We start from the raw sequence: 20,916 nt of genomic DNA on the forward strand, positions 1-20,916 counted from the left end.
TTGGGGCTCTTCCAAGTGACCCGCTGTAAGAGCGGAACCAATAGTAGCCGTTACCGAAGAAACGGATATTCACCCAATCCCCAATCAATCAATCAATCAATCAATCAATCAATCAATCAATCAATCAATCAATCCCAACAAATCCCCCAGTCTGGTGCTGCCACAACCGCGCATACAACCCACCATGCGCCAACAATTCAGCATGGGTCCCCGTCTCGGCAATCTTGCCTTTCTCAAGCACCACCAACCGGTCCATCCGCGCAATGGTCGAGAGCCGGTGAGCGATGGCAATCACGGTCTTACCCTGCATCAGGGTTTCGAGACTTTCCTGAATCGCCGCTTCGACTTCCGAGTCCAGCGCCGAGGTGGCTTCGTCCATGATCAGGATCGGCGCGTCCTTGAGCAGCACCCGCGCGATGGCAATCCGCTGACGCTGACCGCCGGAAAGTTTCACTCCGCGTTCACCGACATGGGCATCGAAACCGGTGCGGCCTTCGGCGTCCGACAGTAACGGGATGAACTCGTCGGCACGGGCCTTGTGCACCGCTTCCCAGAGTTCGGCGTCGGTGGCATCGGGTTTGCCGTAAAGCAGATTGTCGCGGATCGAGCGATGCAGCAGCGACGTGTCCTGGGTGATCATGCCAATGCGCTCGCGCAGGCTTTCCTGACCAACGTCAGCGATGTTCTGGCCGTCGATCAGGATTTGCCCGCCCTGCACGTCGTAGAGGCGCAGCAGCAGGTTGACCAGGGTCGACTTGCCTGCGCCGGACGGGCCGATCAAGCCGATTTTTTCACCGGGTTGGATCGTCAGGTTGAGGTCGCCGATGATCCCGCTTTTCTTGCCGTAGTGAAAATCCACGTGCTCGAAGCGCACTTCGCCACGGGCAACAGCGAGTGGTTTTGCCGCTTCACGGTCGGTGACGCTGACCGGTTGCGAGATGGTCTGCAAACCGTCCTGAACCATGCCGATGTTTTCGAAGATGCCGGTGACCACCCACATGATCCAGCCGGACATGTTGACGATCCGAATCACCAGGCCGGTGGCCAGGGCAATGGCACCGACGGTGATCAGCGACTGCGTCCACAGCCACAACGCCAGTCCCGTGGTGGTGACGATCAGCAAGCCGTTCATGCTGGTGATGACCACGTCCATGCTGGTGACCACGCGGCCAGCCAGTTGGGCTTTTACGGTCTGTTCCTGGATGGCTTCCTTGGCGTATTGCTGTTCGAAATTGGTGTGGGCGAACAGCTTCAGCGTGGTGATGTTGGTGTAGCCATCGACGATCCGGCCCATGAGCTTGGAGCGCGCATCCGAGGACACCACCGAGCGTTCTTTCACCCGTGGCACGAAGTAGCAGAGGGCGCCGATGTAGGCGGCGATCCAACTCAACAACGGGATCATCAGGCGCCAGTCGGCTTCGGCGAACAGCACCAGTGAACTGATCGCGTAGATCAGCACATGCCACAGCGCGTCCACCGCTTGCACGGCGGAATCGCGCAGCGAGTTGCCGGTCTGCATGATGCGTTGGGCGATGCGTCCGGCGAAGTCGTTCTGGAAGAAATTCAGGCTCTGCTTGAGCACGTAGCTGTGGTTCTGCCAGCGGATCATGCTGGTCATGCTCGGGCTCAGGGTCTGGTGCACGAGCAGGTCATGCAGGCCCACGAACACCGGGCGCAGGATCAGCGCCACGACTGCCATCCAGGCCAGTTCGATGCCGTGTTCCTTGAAGAAATTGACGTTCGGCGTGCCTTGGGCCAGGTCGATGATGCGGCTCAGGTAACTGAACAGCGCCACTTCGATCAGTGCGCCGAACAGGCCGACGGTCAGCAGGGCGGCGAAACTCGGCCAGACCTGCTTCAGGTAATAGGTATAGAAGGGGAAAACACGGTCCGGCGGAGCCGCCGTCGGGGCGTCACGGAATACGTCGATCAGTTGTTCAAAACGGCGATAAAGCATTTGTTCTCCGCCCGCGCGCGGGCTCTCCTTTAAACGCTATGAGCGGCGCCGAAGGCCGGCGGCCGCTCAACATCCCTGTGCCTGTGGGTCTTAGTCGATGCGCTTGGCCGACTTGATCAGCACCGGGTCGATCGGCACATTCTGCATGCCGCTTTTGGTGGTGGTCTGGGAGTTGACGATGATGTCCACCACGTCCATGCCCTTGACCACTTTGGCGAACACCGCGTAACCGGCGTCACGGCCCGGATCGAGGAACGCGTTGTCGGCGACGTTGATGAAGAACTGGCTGGTGGCCGAATCCGGGTTCGACGTACGCGCCATCGACAGCGTGCCACGCACGTTATGCAGGCCGTTGCTGGCTTCGTTCTTAATCGGTGCCTTGGTTTCTTTCTGCTGCATCTGCGTGGTGAAACCACCGCCCTGGGCCATGAAACCCGGGATCACGCGGTGGAAAATCGTGTTGTTGTAGAAGCCGCTGTCGACGTACTCAAGGAAGTTCTTGGTACTGATCGGCGCCTTGACCGGGTCAAGTTCGATTTCGATCTGACCGTTGGTGGTCTCCAGCAGCACGTGCGGCGCCTTGGCGGGCGTGGCGGCCATCAGGTTGGCGGCGAACAGAACGGAGCCAGCGACGAGGGCGATTTTTTTCAGCATGGGTCAGTGATCCTGAGTGTGGTGGTGTCGACTGCGGTGAGAAACTCGAGCAGGGTTTGGTTGAAGCGTTCGGGTTGATCCAGCGGCGTGGCGTGGCGCGAATCGGCGATCACCACCAGCCGCGCATCGGGCAGCAGTTTTACGTAAGTCTCCTTCAGCGACACCGGTGTGTAGTCACGGTCGGCGCTGACGATGAGGGTTGGACAGGACACTCTGGAAAGTCGTTCCTGAACACCCCAGCCAACGATCGCGTCGAAGCTGGCGAGATAAGCATGTTTGTCGTTTTTTGCCCAGCGCTCGGCGATCTTTTGACGCAATTCGGCCTGTTCCGGTTTCGGGAACAGTTTGGCGCCCATGGCTTTGCCGATGGTGCTCAGACTGAGCGCACGCATCAGGCTCCAGCGCTTGAACCACTGCCAATAGTCGTCGCGGCTGCGCAGTTTGACCTCGGGCGCGCTGTTGACGATGCACAGGCTTTTAAGCAATTGCGGCTGATCCACCGCCAGTTGAAAGCCGATCATGCCGCCCATCGAAAGTCCCACATAATGTGTCGGGCCGAGGTTTAAATGCTCGATCAGGGCGACCAGGTCGGCGCTGAACCCGGCGATGCTGTAGCGCTCGCGGGGTTTGTCCGAGCGACCGTGGCCGCGTATGTCCGGGACGATCACCCGATAGCGGGCCGACAATGCCGGGATCTGATTTTCCCAGTCCAGGGTGCTGGAACCCAGCCCGTGGACCAGCAGCAACGGCGTGCCGTGGCCATATTCCTCGTAGTGCAGGTTGCAACCGTCATGTTCGAAATAGGCCATGTGTTCACTCCGTGTCAGGCTTGTTCAGGGGCGGCGAAGGGGGCATCCAGCGGTGCGGTATCGAAGGTGCGCAGCAGTTCGATGAGGATTTGCGTCGCCGGGCCCAAGGGTTTGTCCTTGTTCGAATACAGGTAGAAGCTCGGGTTACGGCTTCCGCCCTGATCCAACGGTAGCAGCTTGAGCGTCCCTTCCTTCAATTCGCGTTCGATCATGTGCCGGGGCAGCCACGCAAAACCCAATCCGCTGCCGACAAACGTCGCGGCGGTGGCGAGGCTGCCGACGGTCCAGCGCTGTTCGGCGCCGAGCCAGCCGACATCCCGTGGTTGCTGGCGACCGGAGTCGCGGATCACCACTTGCATCTGGCTTTCCAGGTCCTGGAAATTCAGCTCGCGGTTCAGGCGATGCAGTGGGTGTTCGGGGTGGGCGACGGCGACGAATTCTACGTCGCTCAATTCCGCGCCCAGATAGCCAGGAATACTGAGGCCGGTGATCGCGAGGTCGGCCACGCCTTCGAGCAAGACTTCCTCCACGCCCGACAACACTTCTTCGCGCAGACGCACTCGGCAGCCGCGGCTTTGCGGCATGAACGCGGTCAAGGCGCGGACGAGGCGGGCGCTCGGGTACGCGGCGTCGACCACCAGCCGCACCTCCGCTTCCCAGCCTTGCTCCATGTGATGCGCCAGGTCTTCCAGTTGGCTGGCCTGTTTCACCAGTTGCCGCGAGCGGCGCAGCAACACGCCGCCGGCTTCGGTCAGCACGGCTTTACGGCCATCGATGCGCAGCAGGGGGACACCGAGCTGGTCCTGCATGCGTGCCACGGTGTAGCTGACTGACGATTGCGAGCGGTGCAGCGCTTCGGCGGCCTGGGCGAAACCACCGTGGTCGACCACGGCCTGCAACGTTCGCCATTGATCAAGGGTCACGCGGGGCGCTTTCATGTTGAGCTCCTCTTGTCCTAAGCTGGCAGTCCTTATTGGAGACTGCCGAATGAAAAAATTCTGTGTTGTGGTGCTGGCGATGTTGCCGTTGACTGCGTTTGCCTACCCGATCGACGTCCAAAAACAGCTGAATGGCTTGAGCATCGACTACAACGCGTATGACACGGATACCGACATCGCCTCCATTCAGGTGAACAACTACGGCAGCACCGATGCAGTCTGTAAGGTGGTTTTCAATAACGGTCCGGAAGCGCCGCGCACCCGCAATATCGAAGTGGCTGCCGGCAAGCACAAAAATGCCACTGCCAAGTTCAACCGGACCATCATCAAGATGCGCATCAACCTGACCTGCACCCCGAAATAGCATCGAGATCCTGTGGGAGCGGGCTTGCTCGCGAAGGCGGTGTGTCATTCAACGTATGAGGTGACTGACACGGCCTCTTCGCGAGCAAGCCCGCTCCCACAGGTCATGGTCAGCTTATAAACGAATTTATTGATGGGTTATAGCAGTTATTTGCGCTTTTTCATCGATATGACTCTGTTTAACCTTCACTCCATCGACTTACAGCATTCTCAGATGGAGCCTACATCCCATGTCCCGCGTTCTGATCATCGAAAGCAGTGCCCGTCAGCAAGACTCGGTTTCCCGTCAACTGACCCAGACCTTCATCAACCAGTGGAAAACCGCACACCCCAACGACCAGATCACCGTGCGTGACCTGGCCGTCAACCCGGTGCCGCACCTGGACATCAACCTGCTGGGCGGCTGGATGAAACCCGCCGGGCAGCGCAGCGACATCGAACAGGTTTCCCTGGAGCGCTCCAACCAGTTGACCGATGAATTGCTGGCCGCCGACGTGCTGGTCATGGCTGCGCCGATGTACAACTTCGCAATCCCCAGCACGCTGAAAGCCTGGCTCGACCACGTGCTGCGTGCCGGCGTGACCTTCAAGTACACCGACACCGGCCCACAAGGTCTGCTCAGCGGCAAGCGCGCTTACGTGCTGACCGCTCGCGGCGGGATCTACGCCGGCAGCACCGCGGATCATCAGGAACCCTACCTGCGTCAGGTCATGGGCTTCATCGGGATCCACGACGTGACCTTCATCCATGCCGAAGGCATGAACCTGGGCGGCGACTTCCAGGAGAAGGGCCTGAACCAGGCCAACGCCAGGCTTGCCGAAGTGGCTTGAGGCTTTAATCGCCGGATAATCGCTGGATGGTCTAGTGACCGAGCCAACCCTTCAAGCCTGTACGCGCATCGACCTCCCTTTGCACTTGTGGCTCCTGAGTGCTGTAGCCCGATCGAACGCTTTAGCGAGATCGGGCTTTTTTTTGCCCGGGATTTGATGGACGACACATAAACCGGTGGGAGCGGGCTTGCTCGCGAAGGCGGTGTGTCATTCAACGTATGAGGTGACTGACACGACCTCTTCGCGAGCAAGCCCGCTCCCACAAGGGATTTGTGTTGCCTGACTGTTCGCAGTGAACAGCAAAACCCGCTATCGTCGCCGCCATTCGAAACGAGGCGAGCATGGGCTATCTACTTTTTGTCACGCTGATCCAGGCGTTTTCCTTCAGTCTGATCGGCGAATACCTGGCCGGTCATGTCGACAGCTACTTCGCGGTGCTGGTGCGCGTGCTGCTGGCGGGATTGGTGTTCATTCCGTTGACGCGCTGGCGTTCGGTGGAGCCGGCGTTCATGCGTGGCATGCTGCTGATCGGTGCGTTGCAGTTCGGCGTGACCTACGTCTGCCTGTACCTGAGCTTCCGGGTGCTGACGGTGCCGGAAGTGTTGCTGTTCACCATCCTCACGCCGCTGCATGTGACGCTGATCGAAGATGCGCTGAACCGGCGCTTCAATCCGTGGGCGCTGGTCGCGGCGCTGGTGGCAGTGTTCGGCGCGGCGGTGATTCGTTATGACCGGATCAACCCGGATTTCTTCATGGGGTTTTTGCTGCTGCAACTGGCCAACTTCACCTACGCCGCCGGGCAGGTGCTTTATAAGCATCTGGTGGCGCGCCATCCGACCGATCTGCCGCATTACCGGCGCTTCGGTTATTTCTATCTCGGCGCATTGGCGGTGGCGTTACCGGCCTTTCTGCTGTTCGGCAAACAGAATTTCCTGCCCGAAGCACCGCTGCAATGGGGCGTGCTGATGTTCCTCGGCCTGGTCTCGACCGCGTTGGGGTTGTACTGGTGGAACAAGGGCGCATGCCTGGTGAATGGCGGGACGCTGGCGGTGATGAACAATCTGCATGTGCCGGTGGGGCTGCTGATTAATTTGCTGATCTGGAATCAGCATGAAGAGCTGGGGCGGTTGTTGCTGGGTGGTTCGGTGATTTTGATGGCGGTGTGGATCAGTCGGTTGGGTATACGCCAACCCGCAGTCGCACACTGACCCCCTGTGGGAGCGGGCTTGCTCGCGAAGGCGGTGTGTCATTCAACGTATGAGTTGACTGATATGGCCTCTTCGCGAGCAAGCCCGCTCCCACATGGGAATATGTATGGCTACATGACATGCTTTTCGGGCGCGGGAATGTGGCTTGCGCCTAGCACCGCCGGGAGCAACCCAGCGCGCAGATCCCCACCACTCGGCTGCTGATAAAGACTCAACCCGAACTCCGGCAGCACCGCTAGCAGATAATCGAAAATATCCCCCTGAATCCGCTCGTAATCCGCCCACGCCGTGGTGCGCGTAAAGCAGTAGATCTCCAGCGGAATCCCCTGCGCCGTGGTCTGCATCTGCCGCACCATGCAGGTCATGTTCGGCTGGATCTCCGGATGACTCTTCAAATACGCCAGTGCATAGGCGCGGAAGGTCCCGATGTTGGTCATCCGCCGCCGGTTGGCCGACATCGCCGCCACGTTGCCCTGAGCCTCGTTCCACGCCTTGAGTTCAGCCTGTTTGCGGCTGATGTAGTCGGTCAGCAGATGCACTTGGGACAGTTTCTGTTCTTCGTCATCACGGATGAAGCGCACACCGCTGGAATCGATGAACAGGCTGCGTTTGATCCGTCGCCCACCCGACTGCTGCATACCGCGCCAGTTCTTGAACGACTCGGACATCAGGCGCCAGGTCGGAATCGAAACGATGGTCTTGTCGAAGTTCTGCACCTTGACCGTGTGCAGCGTGATGTCCACCACATCGCCATCGGCGCCGACTTGCGGCATCTCGATCCAGTCGCCGACCCGCAGCATGTCGTTGCTGGTCAGCTGCACGCTGGCGACGAACGACAGCAGGGTGTCCTTGTAGACCAACAGAATCACCGCCGACATGGCGCCCAGACCCGACAGCAGCAACAGCGGCGAGCGGTCGATCAACGTGGCGACGATGATGATCGCGCCAAACACGTACAAGATCATTTTCGCCAGTTGCACGTAGCCTTTGATCGAACGGGTGCGGGCATGTTCGGTGCGCGCATAGATGTCCAGCAACGCATTGAGCAGGGCGCTGATGGCCAGCACCAGGAACAGAATGGTGAAGGCCAGTGCGACGTTGCCGAGGAAGATCAGGCCGGTTTTGCTCAGTTCGGGCACCAGGTGCAGGCCGAACTGGATTATCAGCGACGGCGTCATCTGCGCCAGGCGATGAAACACCTTATTCTGGCGAAAGTCGTTGACCCAGTGCAACGCCGGTTGGCGGCCGAGCATTTTGGTCGCGTGCAGGATCAGGTAGCGCGCCACTCGTCCGAGGGTCAGCGCCACCACCAGCAACAGAAGCAGTCCGAGGCTGGAATGCAGGAGCGGATGCTGATCGAGAGCACCCCAAAGGTCTTGGACGTTGAGCCAGAGCTGTTTGATATCCATGGGTAAAACCGTTCTTCTATAGGGCGCGTCGGGGCGATTAGAGCATTTAAGACGCTTTGCATGACGTTTAAGGACAAAAGACGCAACAAAAAAGCCACTGTTTGCGGTCGTTTGCATAAAGAAACTCGGCCTCGGCGCTCGAAACCGTTACCCTATGCAGCTGTTTTTTTGTATTTCTTCGAGGTAGCACCCGTGTTTTCCCAATTCGCCCTGCACGAACGCCTGCTCAAAGCCGTGGCCGAGCTTAAATTTGTCGAGCCAACGCCGGTGCAAGCAGCGGCTATTCCGCTGGCGCTCCAAGGGCGTGACCTGCGGGTGACAGCGCAAACCGGCAGCGGTAAAACCGCCGCTTTCGTTTTGCCAATCCTCCACCGTCTGATCGGCCCGGCGAAAATCCGCGTCAGCATCAAGACCCTGATCCTGCTGCCGACCCGCGAGCTGGCTCAGCAGACCATCAAGGAAGTCGAGCGTTTCGCCCAGTTCACTTTCATCAAGTCCGGCCTGATCACCGGCGGTGAAGACTTCAAAGTCCAGGCCGCCATGCTGCGCAAGGTGCCGGACATCCTGATCGGTACGCCGGGGCGGATGATCGAGCAACTGAACGCCGGTAACCTCGACTTGAAAGAAGTCGAAGTGCTGGTGCTCGACGAAGCCGACCGCATGCTCGACATGGGCTTTGCCGAAGACGTGCAGCGTCTGGTGGACGAGTGCACCAACCGTCAGCAAACCATGCTGTTCTCCGCCACCACCGGCGGTTCGGGCCTGCGCGAGATGGTCGCCAAGGTCCTGAACAACCCGGAACACCTGCAGCTGAACAACGTCAGCGATCTGAATGCGACCACTCGTCAGCAGATCATCACCGCTGACCACAACCAGCACAAAGAGCAGATCGTGAACTGGTTGCTGGCCAACGAGACCTATCAGAAGGCCATCGTGTTCACCAACACCCGGGCCATGGCCGACCGCATTTACGGCCGCCTGGTGGCGCAGGAATACAAAGCGTTCGTCCTGCACGGTGACAAGGATCAGAAAGACCGCAAGCTGGCGATCGATCGCCTGAAACAGGGCGGCGTGAAAATCCTCGTTGCCACCGACGTCGCCGCCCGCGGCCTCGACGTTGACGGTCTCGACCTGGTCATCAACTTCGACATGCCGCGCAGCGGCGACGAGTACGTTCACCGCATCGGTCGCACCGGCCGCGCCGGCAACGATGGCCTGGCCATCTCGCTGATCTGCCACGGCGACTGGAACCTGATGTCGAGCATCGAGCGCTACCTCAAGCAGAGCTTCGAGCGCCGCACCATCAAGGAAGTCAAAGGCACCTACGGCGGACCGAAAAAGGTCAAGGCCTCGGGTAAAGCCGTTGGCGTGAAGAAGAAAAAGGTCGACGCCAAGGGCGACAAGAAGAAAACCGGCGCCAAGGCACCGACCAAGCGCAAAATCGCCAACCGCCCGAAGACCGACGCCCTGTCGCTGGTCAGCAAGGACGGCATGGCGCCGCTCAAGCGCCGCAAGCCGGAAGCGCCGGCGGCTGAGTAAGCGTCGATAGCGATTCAATAAAAACCCGGACAGTGTCCGGGTTTTTTTTACGTCAAAAGATCGCAGCCTTCGGCAGCTCCTACCTTGGACCGCGTCCCCCTGCAGGAGCTGGCGAAGCCTGCGATCTTTTGATCTTGTCTTCAACCCTCGGCTTTCTTCTCCGCCGATCCCAACTCCTTCAAGCGCTGATCGATCAACTGGCACTTGTCCGGCAAATCCTTGCTGGCCGTGCCCAGATCCATCTTCTGCAACTCCGCATTTATTTCCTTGGCCTTGGCCGGATTCTGCTCCGTGAGTCTGGCGACTTCCTTGGCCAACAGTTCGCGCTTGGCAGTGGCTTCCTCCGGCGTGCAGGCCCAGGCGGGGAGGGCGCAAGCGAGGGTGGCGACGAGGGTGAGTTTCAGCAGGGTTTTCATGGAGTGGGCCTCGGTTCCGGTTAAGGCGGGTTATCCGGTTGAGGGTTGAGGTCAGGGGAAAGTTCAGCGCTCAGGCATCTTTTGTTTACGTACATATACCGGTGAAGTAGCCGCGCCGTTGTAAGCGACAGCACCAGTTAAAACGGGCGACCTTCAGGTCGCCCGTTTTCATTCACCGCGTAGCCGCGCTCGCAAGCGTCTACCAATGACATCCATCCTGCTCGCGAAGCGATCTATCCCCCGTGGCAGCAGCTAGAAGAAGCTTTGTCTTCATACCGATCGTGATGCCGTACCCATTCCATGATTTCCTCTTCATTACGCCCCTTGGGCGTCAGGTCGAGGTAGTTGTAGGCGCCGACCAGCATGTCCAGGCCTCGGGCATAAGTGGAATAGGTGTGAAAAATCTCGCCAGCTTCGTTGCGATAAAACACGCTGAGGCCTGGGAGTTCTTCCTCGGTAGCGTCGGATTTTTCGTAGTTATAGGTCGCCTTGCCGGCAGCGACATCTTCTGCCCGGGCCGAGACGCCAAAGTCATAGTTGAAATCGCAGCCTTCTGACGACACCCAATCGAATTTCCAGCTCATCCGCCGTTTGAAAGCCTGGAATTCGGCGAACGGTGCGTGGGAAACCGCCACCACGGCGACGTCATGATGGGCCAGGTGCTGGTTTGCACCGTCGATGTGGTCGGACAGGAAGGAGCAACCGGGGCAGCCTTCGTCCCAGCCGTCGGCGAACATGAAGTGGTAGATGACCAACTGACTGCGATCGCCGAACAGGTCGGCCAGTTTCAGCTCGCCGTTCGGGCCTTGGAAATGGTAGTCCTTGTCGATTTTCACCCAAGGCAGGGCGCGGCGTTCGGCGCTGAGTTTGTCCCGTTCCTTGGTGAAGGCTTTTTCGTGGGCCAGGTGTTGTTTGCGGGCCGCGAGCCATTCTTCTCGCGATACGACTTGATGGTTCTGAACGTTCATCGGGTTTTCTCCTGCGCAATGCGGGGAGGTGACTGACACAACCTTGTCGTTTGACCTGTGCCGAATTCGACATACCTCCGGTCAGCGCCGTTCAAAACCTGCGCTGAACGGCTGCGGGCGCCGCCGGTCACAACCTTTGAAGGACATCACACTCACGGGTTTTGGAGGTTGAACAGGATGACGACTTATAACTGGGATTTGATTGAACGCTTGCTGCACGAAGTGCAAAACGGAGCGGCCAGCTTCACGCCACGGCCCTATGCCGAGCAATATGCGGCGGAGAAAGCCACGGAAGGCGAGCAGACTGAAAACCTGGATCACCTGAAAGCGGTGGCCGGCGAGTATGAAAAGTTACTGTTGGCGCGCGGTTATATTGAACCTCGGCCAGAAGAGCAGGGGGGGACTGGTTCGAACTACATACTGACTCCACGGGGCTCGAGTTTGTTGAGCCTGATCGACAGCAGCATTCCGGGCGATGCTCATCCACGGCAGGTGCTGGATGAGCAGAAAGATGCGCTGGATGAGGCGACGTTTGATGAGGTGGCGTCCAAGGCGCAGATTGCCTGATTGAACACATGACTAACTGTGGGAGCGGGCTTGCTCGCGAATGCGGTGTGTCAGTCGACATGATTGTTGAATGACACACCGCATTCGCGAGCAAGCCCGCTCCCACAGGGTTTTGCATTGCGCCTAGCTCCGTTGCGCTGCCTTCAGGCACTTCAAATCATTGAAGTCCTTGCGCACCCCTTCAATCTTTTTCAACAACCGCTCACGCTGAGTCGGCGTGCTCTCGGCCATCAAATCCACAAACAGGCTTCGCGCCTGTGCTTCGGTATTGGCGTAGGCCTTGCGGTAATCGGACGTCCATAAACTCTCGCGATTCACCAGAAGCGTCTCGATTCGCTGTGGGAATTCAGGACTCTGACGTTGCACAACCGCCGCACTGAACTGCTTCTGCCAGTGCGCGCGGTTGGCAATCCATTGCGTGTTCTGGTCACCCAAGGCATTCGACCAGGCGACGACACGTTGTTGCTGGGTCGGACTGAGCGGGCCGAGCCAGTCATTCAAACGTTTTTCCATACGCTCGCCGCGCTCCTTGATCTGCTGATCGAGGGACGGTTTCAGGTAATTCTGCTGGCGTTTGCGCTGGTCCTTGGCAAAGGCGTCGTTCATTTCCGCCACTTGCTTGTCATCCAGCCCCTGCAACAACTCGATGGCCGACGGGGTGATTTCCCGGGCGGTCTGGGCGATGGCTTGCTTGGCTTCCTGGGTGCGGGTTTGCAGCGCGGCGTCGGTCACCTGGTTGGTTTCGACCATCACCTGCAAACGGTCGAGCCAATCGAGGTAACCCGGCAGTTGCGTGGTGCAGTGCCAGCTCAAGTGTTCTTTCAGGCGCTCGTCGAACCAGCCTTTCTGCTCGCCGTTCATGTCCAGGTAATCGCTGAGCGTCCACGGAATGATCACGTCGAGGTTGCGATAGGCCAGTCCCACGCGACTGCACGCGCCGAGGGCGAGACTGAGGGTGAGGACGATGGCGAGACACTTCAACCAGCGCGACATGGGCGAGTCCTTGCGAAAGCGTAGGTTCTCATGTGAACGCAGAATGAGCCCGGCAGTTCAGCCGATCAATAGAACGCGCGTTCGGCCTTGAGGGTGACCAGACCGTCGCATTGGCTGTTGTGCCCGGAATAGGCCAAGCAGTCGCTGCCGCTGAGGCTCGAGTCGCTGTAGATCAGGTCCAGGTCGATGCCCATGAACGGGCGGGACAATGTCAACGACCAGTCGGTGAAACTGCCGACGTAGCCACCGTCCACCGACACCGGAGTATGGAGTTGGTGGGTGGTGTATTTCATGCTGATCCCGACGCCGAACGGCTGATTGCCCCCGAGGTCGGCGAACACCGTGCTGTTCTGTTTGTCCGGGTCGTTGCTGAAGGCGGCGCCGAAACGGCTGCCCAGCAGGGTCAGGCCGCCGAAGAGTTCCTGGGTGTCGAGGGTGTCCACTTTCGGGTAGCTGTAATGGATCATGCCGACTTCGTAGCCGAGCGTTTGATCGAAGGGTTGTTTAAAACCCATGTAGGAATCGACTTCAAGGTTGTTCCCCGGACTCAACCCCATGCTCGGTGTCCATTGGCCGAAGTAGAAGCCACTGTCGTGGCTCAGGTCGAGGCCGCCGTGAAAGGAGCGGTGGCCGAGGGTTTGACCAGTCCCTGGGCCATGCTGCGGCTGGGGGAGGTGCCGAGTTTGAGATCGAAGTCTCCCAGTTCACGCTGGAAGATTTGCGCGTTGGCGACCGAACAGGACAGCAGGCCGACGAGCAAAAACAGAAAGGGTTTGAGCATGCGTCACTCCATGACAGCGAGGAGCAGAAACAAAAACTGCTGAAACGCTTAATCCAGACGTGTGCAAGCATATCGGCGAATGTTCGGCATCGAAGGCCGTTCGTCGATTTTTGAAATATTGATGTGTTTGATGGGGTGTTGCGGGAGGGTTCCAGTCCAAGCGCTTCGAAGCTCAAAGCGCTTACGGACCAGGTGACGCGAGCGGATCTTGTAAAGGTGTTACTTTTTGCCGAGCGTGATCTGCTTGGACGGGCCGAACGTCTGGCCGCTGACGCCTTTGGCAATTTGCTGGATCTCGCCACCGGACTTGAGGAACGCAGCAATCTGGCTGTTGATCGATTCGCTGGTTTCAACGGCTGGAGCTGGCTTTGCTTTGCTGTTGGATGCTTTTACACGCATGGCGGCCATTAACCTGTAGAAAATTAACTTGGCCACGCATCGTACAGGAAATACTTGACAATTGCTTGGTAAATATCCCCCTGAAATACGCATCACAAAAGCGGGATCAGTCGCAAGTTATTATTCGAGATATTCCCGTAAGCTGCTGTTTTAAATAAGAACATCGGTGGATGTAAATGTATTTCTGCCTGATTGGAAGGGGCAAAAATCCGCAGGCTGGTCTGACGAGTGGCCAGACGCGTCCAACAAACCCCAGGAAAATTAAGACCTTCAGAGGATTTTTCTCGAGCCACCTGGCCGGGCGTCGAACGCAGCGTGCAAAAACGGGTAGAATGCCGCCCACGCAATGAGGGTATTTGAAATGGCTTTAGTCGGGCGTTACAACAGTTTGCAAGTGGTTAAACACACTAACTTCGGTTTATATCTGGACGGTGGTGCGGATGGCGAAATCCTTCTGCCTAACCGTTATATTCCCAAAGATATTCCCAGCGAAGATGAAGACTGGCTCAACGTTTTTATTTATCTGGACAGCGATGACAAACTTATCGCAACTACCGAAAAGCCGAAAGTTCAAGTCGGTGAATTCGCCAGTTTAAAAGTCGTTGAAGTCAACAGCATCGGTGTTTTCCTGGATTGGGGTTTGCCGAAGGATCTGTTGCTGCCGTATTCCGAAGAGAAGCGCCAGATGACGGCTGGCGAGTACGTCGTGGTGCACGTGTATCTCGACAAGCACACCCGCCGCATCACTGCGACCGCGCGTCTGGACCGTTATCTGGACAAGGCCCCGGCCAACTATACCCCTGGCCAGGAAGTTGATTTGCTGGTTGCCGAGTCCACCGACATGGGCTTCAAGGCGATCATCAACAACAAGCACTGGGGCTTGATCCACAAGAACGAAATCTTCAAGTTCATGCGCGCCGGCAAGGAAGAGAAGGGCTTCATCAAAGAAGTCCGGGCCGACGGCAAGATCAGTCTGAGCCTGCAACCCGTAGGTGAAGAAGCGGCCACCAGCCTCAACTCGAAGATCCTCGCCAAGTTGCGCGAAAACAACGGCACGCTGCCGGTGAGCGATAAGAGCGACCCGACGGTGATCACCAGCATGTTTGGCGTCAGCAAAGGCAACTTCAAGAAGGCCATCGGTGCGTTGTACAAGAATGGCCAGATCGTTATTCATGCCGATCGCATTGAACTGAGCTGACCTCGCGCCGGCCCCATGCAGGTCGATCACATGGGTTTGACGCCGATCAACTGTAGGAGCGAGCTAGCTCGCGATGGACTTCAGGACGACGCGTGTATCCAGAGAATACGCGTTATCGTTGGCGTCCATCGTCGGAACGCCGCCCGGAGCAAGCTCGCTCCTACAAGTCGGCGCGCGTGCCGGTTGTATACAGAAAATCCTGCACCGTTAGCAGGCGGACGCGCCCTTTTCATGGGCACTCGCTGCGCTGTTTTCTAGCTGAAACTCGCTCCGTCCTGGCGTAGAAGCCATGATCTGTCACACATTTCATACCTATGGCACGCATTCTGCGTAGCACCTCGTATACAAACCATGCCAGCTCCCGTACGCAGTGTGGTCTCCACATCAACTTCGGGAGTCGCGCCTGTACTTTCGAGGAGTCCTGCGATGACCGAGCAATTGCCCAACGGCTACAGCCCCCGCCTGTATAACCAGGATCTGGGGCCGCTGCCGCAGAAATGGAATTGGTACAACATCTTTGCCTTCTGGATGAGCGACGTTCACAGCGTCGGCGGTTATGTGTTCGCCGCCAGTTTGTTCGCCCTGGGGCTGGCCAGTTGGCAGGTATTGATCGCGTTGCTCGGCGGGATCTGCATTGTGCAGCTGATCGCCAACCTGGTGGCCAGGCCGAGCCAGCAAGCGGCGGTCCCGTATCCGGTGATCTGTCGATTGGCATTCGGGGTGTTCGGGGCGAATATTCCTGCAGTCATTCGCGGCATGATCGCGGTCGCCTGGTACGGAATTCAGACGTACCTTGCCTCCAGCGCGCTGATCATTGTGGTGCTGCGCTTCTTTCCTTCAATGGCGGCTTACGCCGAGCCGCAGTTCGCCGGTTTGTCCTACTTGGGCTGGTTCGGATTCCTCAGCCTGTGGTTCGTCCAGGCGCTGGTGTTCTGGGCCGGCATGGAGTCGATCCGACGCTTCATCGATTGGGCTGGGCCAGTGGTTTACGGCGTGATGTTCATGCTGGCCGGCTGGATCGTCTGGAAGGCCGGCTGGAGCAATATCAGTTTCACCCTCGCGGAAAAATCCCTCTCGGGTTGGGAAGCATTCGGTCAAGTGATCGTCGCGACGGCGCTGGTGGTGTCGTACTTTTCCGGGCCGACCCTGAACTTCGGCGATTTCAGTCGTTACTGCCGGAGCATGAAGGACGTGCGTCGCGGAAACTTCTGGGGCTTGCCGGTGAATTTTCTGGCGTTCTCCCTGGTGACGGTGGTGATCGTATCCGGCACGTTGCCGGTGTTCGGTGAAATGCTTCACGACCCGATCGCCACCGTGGCACGGATCGACAACAGTGTGGCGGTATTGCTCGGCGCTTTTGCATTTGTCACCGCGACCGTCGGCATCAACATCGTCGCCAATTTCGTGTCCCCGGCCTTCGACTTCGCCAACGTCGCCCCGAGCAAAATCAGCTGGCGCGCCGGGGGCATGATCGCCGCCGTGGCATCGATTTTTATCACCCCGTGGAATCTGTTCAACAACCCTGAGGTGATTCATTACACCCTTGATGTGCTGGCGGCGTTCATCGGCCCGTTGTTCGGGATTCTGTTGGTGGACTACTACCTGATCAAAAAGCAGCAGATCGACGTCGATGCATTGTTCAATGACGGCCCGAGCGGTAAGTATTACTACAGCGGCGGGGTCAATTGGACGGCGGTAAAAGCGCTGATTCCTGCAACGTTGCTGGGCGTAGCCATTACCTTCACTCCCGTGCTGCAACCGATGGCGAACTTCGCCTGGTTCACGGGCTGTTTCCTCGGCGGCGTGATTTACGCCGTTCTGGCCTGGCGCGAGCAAACACCGCGGACGATTGCCGCGGCCACGGCCGGATGACGCAAGCGGGCATTTAAAGGTCTCTGGCAGGCGGCAATTTCTGGCCATCTGGTTAATAATCGACAGCATCATTTTTCGCCCCGACACCGTTTGTTCAACAAACGGGTCGGGGCTTTGCTTTTACTGTCGAGTCACTGCCATGGATTGTGTTGTCGAGGTGTCCCGGTGAGCGCCACCCGGCGTAGCGCCGATAGGTTTGCCCTGCAAGTGATGATCGGCCTGTGCCTGATCTGGGGTGTGCAGCAAGTGATGATCAAGTGGGCGGCGCCTGACATCGCGCCGGTCATGCAGGCTGCGGGGCGGTCGGGCATTTCTGCGTTGCTTGTAGGATTGCTGATCTGCTGGAAGGGCGGCTGGGATCAGGTCGGCAACACGTGGCGCGGTGGACTGCTGGCCGGCGCGCTCTTTGGCCTGGAATTCTTCTTCATTTCTGAAGGCCTGCAACTGACCACGGCCGCGCACATGTCGGTGTTCCTTTATACGGCGCCGATCTTCACTGCGTTGGGCGTGCACTGGCTGTTGCCGAGTGAACGTTTAAGGCCGGTCCAGTGGCTGGGCATTTTCCTCGCCTTCGTCGGGATTGCCATCGCGTTTGCCGGCGGCGTGTCGTGGGACAACCTCGATCGCCGCATGTTGATGGGCGATGCGCTTGGCGTATTGGCCGGCGCCGCTTGGGGCGCGACTACCGTGGTAGTGCGCGCTTCGCGCTTGTCGGAAGCACCGGTGACGCTGACGTTGTTCTACCAACTGATTGTCGGTTTCGTCGGTTTGCTGCTGATCGCGATGCTCAGCGGCCAGATCACTCACGTCAGCCTGACTACCGTGGCGGTGGCCAGTGTGCTGTTCCAGGGCTTGGTTGTATCGTTCTTCAGCTACCTGACCTGGTTCTGGTTGCTGCGTCGCTATCTGGCGGCGAACCTGGCGGTGTTCTCGTTCATGACGCCATTGTTCGGCGTCACGTTCGGTGTGGTGTTGCTGGGCGAAGCGCTGAGCCTCAACTTCGTCATTGGTGCCGTGCTGGTGTTGCTCGGCATTACGTTTGTCAGCGCTGAACAGTGGGTGCGCCGTCGTTTACGCAAAGCCCTCGGCCAGCACTGACCGGACGGAACAACAGGCCGCCAGCGATCAGCAAACCGCTGCCCGCTACGATCAGCGCCGCCTGCAAGCCGCCACTGAAATGGCTGCTCAACGCCGCCAACAACGGTCCGGCGAGCTGACCCACGGCGAAGCAGGCTGTCAGCAGTCCGGCATTACGCTGGGTGGCGTGGGGCGCCAGTTCCCGCGAGCGTTGCATCACCAGCTGCATGCAGGCCAGGAACGGCGTGCCACACAGGATTACCCCCAGCGCCAGGCCTGACCCGCTGCCCAACAGGCAGGCGAACACACCGGCCGCCTGCAGCCACAACGTTGCCATCAGCCAATGGCGGGTGGCATTGGGGTTGTGACGACGAAGACTCACCAGCGCCACGCCGATGGCCGACGCCAGACCAAAGCACGGCCAGAACAGGTCGGCTTGCCATTGGCCATGGAACTGCGCGTTGGCCATTTGCGAGAGGAAAGTGGCCGGGATGATGTAGCCCAGACCGTACAAGCTGTAGATCACTCCCAAACGACCGATGCCCTGGTTGCCCGAATCGGCAGCGTTGGAGGCGACTGCCACGGTGGCGGACGGTTGCGGCAGGAAGGGCAAAATCCCCAACAGCATCACCAGCCCGACGCCGGCGTATACCAGCCACAAGGTGGCGGAGGTCTGACTCAACAGGTTCGAGCCCAATGCCAGCAATCCTGTCAGAAAAATCCCCAAACCCGGTCCGGCAAATACCAGCGCGCCAAGCCGGGGGCGACCGGCTGCCGCGGCCAGTGGCTGGCTCAACGCGGTGATCATCACCAGCACCCAGGCGCTGGCCACGCCCGTGCCGAAACGCAGCAACAGATGCGACCAGAACCCGTTGGCCCAGAACGATGCGAGCGTGAGTAGTACACACAGCCACAACCCGCCCAGCAGCCGTCGCCGGACCTGCTCGGGACGACGGGAGAACATCGCGTCCACGGCGCCGACGAAGTACCCAAAGTAGTTGGCCGCCGCAATCAGACCGGCGGCCGTGAGGTCGACCTGACCTTCGCTGAGCAGGTGTGGCATTTGCGGGGTGAGGGCGAACCGCCCGATGCCCATGGCCATCATGAGCGCGATGAAACTGGCGAGTAAGCGAATCAGAGGCGACATAGTCTGAGTTCCGGCAGAGGATCATGACCGTCAGGCTAGGACTGATTGACTTTCTTTAAAAATGAATAATAGTGAGTAACTTGTTCTGATTTGGAGAATGGCGTGGAATTCAGCCAATTGCGGATCTTCCAGGCGGTGGCGCAAGAGGGCTCGATCACCCGTGCTGCCGAGCGTTTGCATCGAGTGCCGTCGAATCTGTCGACACGACTCAAACAACTTGAAGAACAGCTCGGTGTAGAACTTTTCGTACGCGAGCGTCAGCGTTTGCAGTTGTCACCGGCAGGAAAAGTCCTGCTGGACTACACGGCGAAGCTGTTCAACCTGCACGATGAAGCGCAAGCGGCGGTGCAGGGCGGGCAACCGGCGGGTGAATTCGTGCTGGGTACGATGTACAGCACCGCCGCCATTCACCTTCCAGGGCTCTTGGCCCGTTATCACCGCACGTACCCGGCGGTGAACCTGCAAGTGCAGTCGGGCCCTAGCGGCGAACTGCTGGAAGGCCTGCTCACCGGTCGACTCGATGCGGCGCTGGTGGACGGCCCGCTTGAACTGGCCGGGCTCGACGGCGTGCCGTTGTGCGACGAACGGCTGGTGCTCATCAGCGAAGCCGATCACCCGCCAGTGCGCAGTGCGCTGGATGTGGAGGGGCGCTCGGTGTTCACCTTTCGCCAGGGTTGTTCCTATCGGATGCGGCTGGAAGCATGGTTCGCTCATGATCACGCGGCCATGGGCCGGGCGATGGAGATTGAATCCTATCCGGGAATGCTCGCCTGCGTGATTGCCGGTTCGGGGGTGGCGCTGATGTCGGAGTCGATGCTGGCCAGTCTGCCGGGCCGCGAAAGTGTGGCGGTGCACCCCTTGGCCGAGCCGTTCGCCACGGCGACGACCTGGCTGATGTGGCGCAAGGGCATGGTCGGGGCCAATCTGAACGCGTGGATCGAGCAGCAACAGGCGGTTTTTCCATCGCAAGCAATTCCGGCGCAGGCAATAGCCTGAGCTATAGGTCAGGTATTTTGATCAATTCAGTAACAGATCATTGCGGATTTTGCCGAGCATTGCGTAGGACTTCGGACTATTATCAGTGCGAAGGGGCTACAGAATTTCAGCCGCTCGGCACTACCCTGAAGGGGGCACCATGAAAGAGAAAATCCAAAACTGGCTGCATGACCTGGGTGTCGCACTCGGTTTGATCGAACCGCCTCTGCAACCTGTACCTATTCGCACTGACGACGAACAGCGTCGACGCCAGCAACGCCGTCGGTAACGAAGGGGCGAAGGGACGAAGGGCTTGAAGGGCTTGTTGTGGCGAGGGGATTTAGCGAAACGTCGCACCGCCCCGTTCGGCTGCGAAGCAGTCGTAAATCGCCTGACGCGGTTCGCCAGATATAACCCGGGTGAATGGTCTTGGGGCTGCTTCGCAGCCCTACGGGGATAAATCCCCTCGCCACATTAATCTTGATTGCCAACCGGGGCGCATCTGCAACCCACTTCAACGCCGCCCGATCTCCAGCAAAAACCGACTCAAGTCATCCGCCGTCCTGGCGCTTTTGAGCAACCGGTCTTCCTCCGCCGTAAACGCCGTCAACCCCAGTTCATCTTCCAGATGAAAGATCAGCTCCTCGATATCTTCTTTATCCAATCCTAATGCCATCAGGCTGGAGTGATCGTCGAAGTCATCCTGACGCTCCAGCAGTCGGCTGATGAAACGATGCACAGCGGCACGCACGGTGGCTTTTTTCATGAGGGCTCTTCCAGGGCGTTGGTGTTGTCCCTGTGCTTGAGTACAGCAGG

Annotated in this window: 20 protein-coding genes and 2 pseudogenes; 10 read left to right on the forward strand and 12 right to left on the reverse strand. The window is 58.8% G+C overall.

The window, feature by feature from the left end; genetic code table 11:
* Window positions 1-124: 124 nt before the first annotated feature.
* The 4 genes and pseudogenes from ACA073_RS06975 to ACA073_RS06990 all read right to left on the reverse strand — a co-directional run bounded on the left by ACA073_RS06975 (window position 125) and on the right by ACA073_RS06990 (window position 4,358).
* A complete protein-coding gene (locus ACA073_RS06975) occupies window positions 125-1,957 on the reverse strand; it encodes an ABC transporter ATP-binding protein (protein WP_497402611.1) in 1,833 nt (610 codons plus the stop codon).
* Between the two features lie 90 nt (window positions 1,958-2,047).
* Complete coding sequence (locus tag ACA073_RS06980; RefSeq protein ID WP_214381376.1) at window positions 2,048-2,611, reverse strand: peptidylprolyl isomerase; 564 nt, start codon at window positions 2,609-2,611, stop codon at window positions 2,048-2,050.
* Between the two features lie 3 nt (window positions 2,612-2,614).
* Window positions 2,615-3,420 (reverse strand): annotated as a pseudogene (locus tag ACA073_RS06985) (alpha/beta fold hydrolase).
* Window positions 3,421-3,434: 14 nt separating this feature from the next.
* Window positions 3,435-4,358 carry a PA3225 family LysR-type transcriptional regulator gene (locus ACA073_RS06990; RefSeq protein WP_497402612.1) on the reverse strand — a complete coding sequence of 308 codons (924 nt, stop codon included), beginning with the start codon at window positions 4,356-4,358 and terminating at the stop codon, window positions 3,435-3,437.
* 49 nt (window positions 4,359-4,407) lie between these two features.
* Here ACA073_RS06990 and ACA073_RS06995 point away from each other — a divergent pair, with 49 nt between their 5' ends.
* The 3 genes from ACA073_RS06995 to ACA073_RS07005 all read left to right on the forward strand — a co-directional run bounded on the left by ACA073_RS06995 (window position 4,408) and on the right by ACA073_RS07005 (window position 6,759).
* The gene (locus tag ACA073_RS06995) at window positions 4,408-4,722 is read left to right on the forward strand and encodes a 3-phosphoglycerate kinase (protein WP_497402614.1); all 315 of its coding nucleotides are present in this window, start codon (window positions 4,408-4,410) and stop codon (window positions 4,720-4,722) included.
* A gap of 229 nt (window positions 4,723-4,951) precedes the next feature.
* Window positions 4,952-5,551 carry an FMN-dependent NADH-azoreductase gene (locus ACA073_RS07000; RefSeq protein ID WP_497402616.1) on the forward strand — a complete coding sequence of 200 codons (600 nt, stop codon included), beginning with the start codon at window positions 4,952-4,954 and terminating at the stop codon, window positions 5,549-5,551.
* A gap of 341 nt (window positions 5,552-5,892) precedes the next feature.
* Window positions 5,893-6,759, forward strand: a complete 867-nt coding sequence (locus ACA073_RS07005) for a carboxylate/amino acid/amine transporter (RefSeq protein WP_497402617.1) — start codon at window positions 5,893-5,895, stop codon at window positions 6,757-6,759.
* A gap of 110 nt (window positions 6,760-6,869) precedes the next feature.
* Here the strand turns inward: ACA073_RS07005 and ACA073_RS07010 are convergent, their stop codons facing one another.
* Window positions 6,870-8,168, reverse strand: a complete 1,299-nt coding sequence (locus ACA073_RS07010; protein WP_497402619.1) for a mechanosensitive ion channel family protein — start codon at window positions 8,166-8,168, stop codon at window positions 6,870-6,872.
* 192 nt (window positions 8,169-8,360) lie between these two features.
* Here ACA073_RS07010 and ACA073_RS07015 point away from each other — a divergent pair, with 192 nt between their 5' ends.
* Window positions 8,361-9,707: a DEAD/DEAH box helicase gene (locus tag ACA073_RS07015; protein WP_497402621.1), complete on the forward strand. Its 1,347-nt coding sequence runs from the start codon at window positions 8,361-8,363 to the stop codon at window positions 9,705-9,707.
* A gap of 140 nt (window positions 9,708-9,847) precedes the next feature.
* On the opposite strand, the gene ACA073_RS07020 is transcribed toward ACA073_RS07015, so the two are convergent.
* Both ACA073_RS07020 and ACA073_RS07025 read right to left on the reverse strand, forming a co-directional pair.
* Complete coding sequence (locus tag ACA073_RS07020; protein ID WP_497402622.1) at window positions 9,848-10,123, reverse strand: hypothetical protein; 276 nt, start codon at window positions 10,121-10,123, stop codon at window positions 9,848-9,850.
* A 233-nt stretch (window positions 10,124-10,356) separates the two neighbouring features.
* A complete protein-coding gene (locus tag ACA073_RS07025) occupies window positions 10,357-11,091 on the reverse strand; it encodes a DUF899 domain-containing protein (RefSeq protein WP_497402624.1) in 735 nt (244 codons plus the stop codon).
* A gap of 177 nt (window positions 11,092-11,268) precedes the next feature.
* Here ACA073_RS07025 and ACA073_RS07030 point away from each other — a divergent pair, with 177 nt between their 5' ends.
* Complete coding sequence (locus ACA073_RS07030; protein WP_497402626.1) at window positions 11,269-11,658, forward strand: transcriptional regulator; 390 nt, start codon at window positions 11,269-11,271, stop codon at window positions 11,656-11,658.
* 123 nt (window positions 11,659-11,781) lie between these two features.
* Here the strand turns inward: ACA073_RS07030 and ACA073_RS07035 are convergent, their stop codons facing one another.
* The 3 genes and pseudogenes from ACA073_RS07035 to ACA073_RS07045 all read right to left on the reverse strand — a co-directional run bounded on the left by ACA073_RS07035 (window position 11,782) and on the right by ACA073_RS07045 (window position 13,840).
* Complete coding sequence (locus ACA073_RS07035) at window positions 11,782-12,651, reverse strand: DUF6279 family lipoprotein (protein WP_497402628.1); 870 nt, start codon at window positions 12,649-12,651, stop codon at window positions 11,782-11,784.
* 65 nt (window positions 12,652-12,716) lie between these two features.
* A pseudogene (locus ACA073_RS07040) lies at window positions 12,717-13,432 on the reverse strand (TorF family putative porin).
* A gap of 219 nt (window positions 13,433-13,651) precedes the next feature.
* Complete coding sequence (locus ACA073_RS07045; RefSeq protein WP_172668627.1) at window positions 13,652-13,840, reverse strand: PFL_1563 family small protein; 189 nt, start codon at window positions 13,838-13,840, stop codon at window positions 13,652-13,654.
* Between the two features lie 352 nt (window positions 13,841-14,192).
* On the opposite strand from ACA073_RS07045, the gene ACA073_RS07050 reads away from it, so the two are divergent.
* The 3 genes from ACA073_RS07050 to ACA073_RS07060 all read left to right on the forward strand — a co-directional run bounded on the left by ACA073_RS07050 (window position 14,193) and on the right by ACA073_RS07060 (window position 17,999).
* Window positions 14,193-15,029 carry a CvfB family protein gene (locus ACA073_RS07050; RefSeq protein WP_497402630.1) on the forward strand — a complete coding sequence of 279 codons (837 nt, stop codon included), beginning with the start codon at window positions 14,193-14,195 and terminating at the stop codon, window positions 15,027-15,029.
* A 426-nt stretch (window positions 15,030-15,455) separates the two neighbouring features.
* Entirely contained in the window at window positions 15,456-16,901 is a 1,446-nt protein-coding gene (locus tag ACA073_RS07055) for an NCS1 family nucleobase:cation symporter-1 (RefSeq protein WP_497402631.1), read from the forward strand.
* 165 nt (window positions 16,902-17,066) lie between these two features.
* Entirely contained in the window at window positions 17,067-17,999 is a 933-nt protein-coding gene (locus ACA073_RS07060) for a DMT family transporter (RefSeq protein WP_497402633.1), read from the forward strand.
* Here ACA073_RS07060 and ACA073_RS07065 read toward each other — a convergent pair.
* Window positions 17,944-19,125 (reverse strand): MFS transporter, encoded by a 1,182-nt coding sequence (locus ACA073_RS07065; protein WP_497402634.1) that lies wholly within the window; start codon window positions 19,123-19,125, stop codon window positions 17,944-17,946. The two genes, ACA073_RS07060 and ACA073_RS07065, sit on opposite strands and share 56 nt — an antisense overlap.
* Before the next feature lie 102 nt (window positions 19,126-19,227).
* On the opposite strand from ACA073_RS07065, the gene ptrR reads away from it, so the two are divergent.
* Window positions 19,228-20,121, forward strand: a complete 894-nt coding sequence (gene ptrR / locus ACA073_RS07070) for a putrescine utilization regulator PtrR (protein WP_497402635.1) — start codon at window positions 19,228-19,230, stop codon at window positions 20,119-20,121.
* A 139-nt stretch (window positions 20,122-20,260) separates the two neighbouring features.
* Window positions 20,261-20,389: a PA1414 family protein gene (locus ACA073_RS07075; RefSeq protein ID WP_007914492.1), complete on the forward strand. Its 129-nt coding sequence runs from the start codon at window positions 20,261-20,263 to the stop codon at window positions 20,387-20,389.
* Between the two features lie 225 nt (window positions 20,390-20,614).
* On the opposite strand, the gene ACA073_RS07080 is transcribed toward ACA073_RS07075, so the two are convergent.
* Window positions 20,615-20,866 (reverse strand): acyl carrier protein, encoded by a 252-nt coding sequence (locus ACA073_RS07080; RefSeq protein ID WP_497402637.1) that lies wholly within the window; start codon window positions 20,864-20,866, stop codon window positions 20,615-20,617.
* Window positions 20,867-20,916: the final 50 nt, after the last annotated feature.

The sequence above is a fragment of the Pseudomonas sp. LBUM1670 genome (assembly GCF_059695695.1).

Bases quoted from the DNA above. Each gene is read 5' to 3' on its own strand.
- ACA073_RS07035 (WP_497402628.1), bottom strand. From the start codon at position 12,651: ATGTCGCGCTGGTTGAAGTGTCTCGCCATCGTCCTCACCCTCAGTCTC.
- ACA073_RS06975 (WP_497402611.1), bottom strand. From the start codon at position 1,957: ATGCTTTATCGCCGTTTTGAACAACTGATCGACGTATTCCGTGACGCC.
- ACA073_RS07075 (WP_007914492.1), top strand. From the start codon at position 20,261: ATGAAAGAGAAAATCCAAAACTGGCTGCATGACCTGGGTGTCGCACTC.
- ACA073_RS07030 (WP_497402626.1), top strand. From the start codon at position 11,269: ATGACGACTTATAACTGGGATTTGATTGAACGCTTGCTGCACGAAGTG.
- ACA073_RS07010 (WP_497402619.1), bottom strand. From the start codon at position 8,168: ATGGATATCAAACAGCTCTGGCTCAACGTCCAAGACCTTTGGGGTGCT.
- ACA073_RS07020 (WP_497402622.1), bottom strand. From the start codon at position 10,123: ATGAAAACCCTGCTGAAACTCACCCTCGTCGCCACCCTCGCTTGCGCC.
- ACA073_RS07005 (WP_497402617.1), top strand. From the start codon at position 5,893: ATGGGCTATCTACTTTTTGTCACGCTGATCCAGGCGTTTTCCTTCAGT.
- ACA073_RS07000 (WP_497402616.1), top strand. From the start codon at position 4,952: ATGTCCCGCGTTCTGATCATCGAAAGCAGTGCCCGTCAGCAAGACTCG.
- ACA073_RS07050 (WP_497402630.1), top strand. From the start codon at position 14,193: ATGGCTTTAGTCGGGCGTTACAACAGTTTGCAAGTGGTTAAACACACT.
- ACA073_RS07045 (WP_172668627.1), bottom strand. From the start codon at position 13,840: ATGGCCGCCATGCGTGTAAAAGCATCCAACAGCAAAGCAAAGCCAGCT.
- ACA073_RS06990 (WP_497402612.1), bottom strand. From the start codon at position 4,358: ATGAAAGCGCCCCGCGTGACCCTTGATCAATGGCGAACGTTGCAGGCC.
- ACA073_RS06980 (WP_214381376.1), bottom strand. From the start codon at position 2,611: ATGCTGAAAAAAATCGCCCTCGTCGCTGGCTCCGTTCTGTTCGCCGCC.
- ACA073_RS07080 (WP_497402637.1), bottom strand. From the start codon at position 20,866: ATGAAAAAAGCCACCGTGCGTGCCGCTGTGCATCGTTTCATCAGCCGA.
- ACA073_RS07065 (WP_497402634.1), bottom strand. From the start codon at position 19,125: ATGTCGCCTCTGATTCGCTTACTCGCCAGTTTCATCGCGCTCATGATG.
- ACA073_RS07025 (WP_497402624.1), bottom strand. From the start codon at position 11,091: ATGAACGTTCAGAACCATCAAGTCGTATCGCGAGAAGAATGGCTCGCG.
- ACA073_RS07055 (WP_497402631.1), top strand. From the start codon at position 15,456: ATGACCGAGCAATTGCCCAACGGCTACAGCCCCCGCCTGTATAACCAG.
- ACA073_RS06995 (WP_497402614.1), top strand. From the start codon at position 4,408: ATGAAAAAATTCTGTGTTGTGGTGCTGGCGATGTTGCCGTTGACTGCG.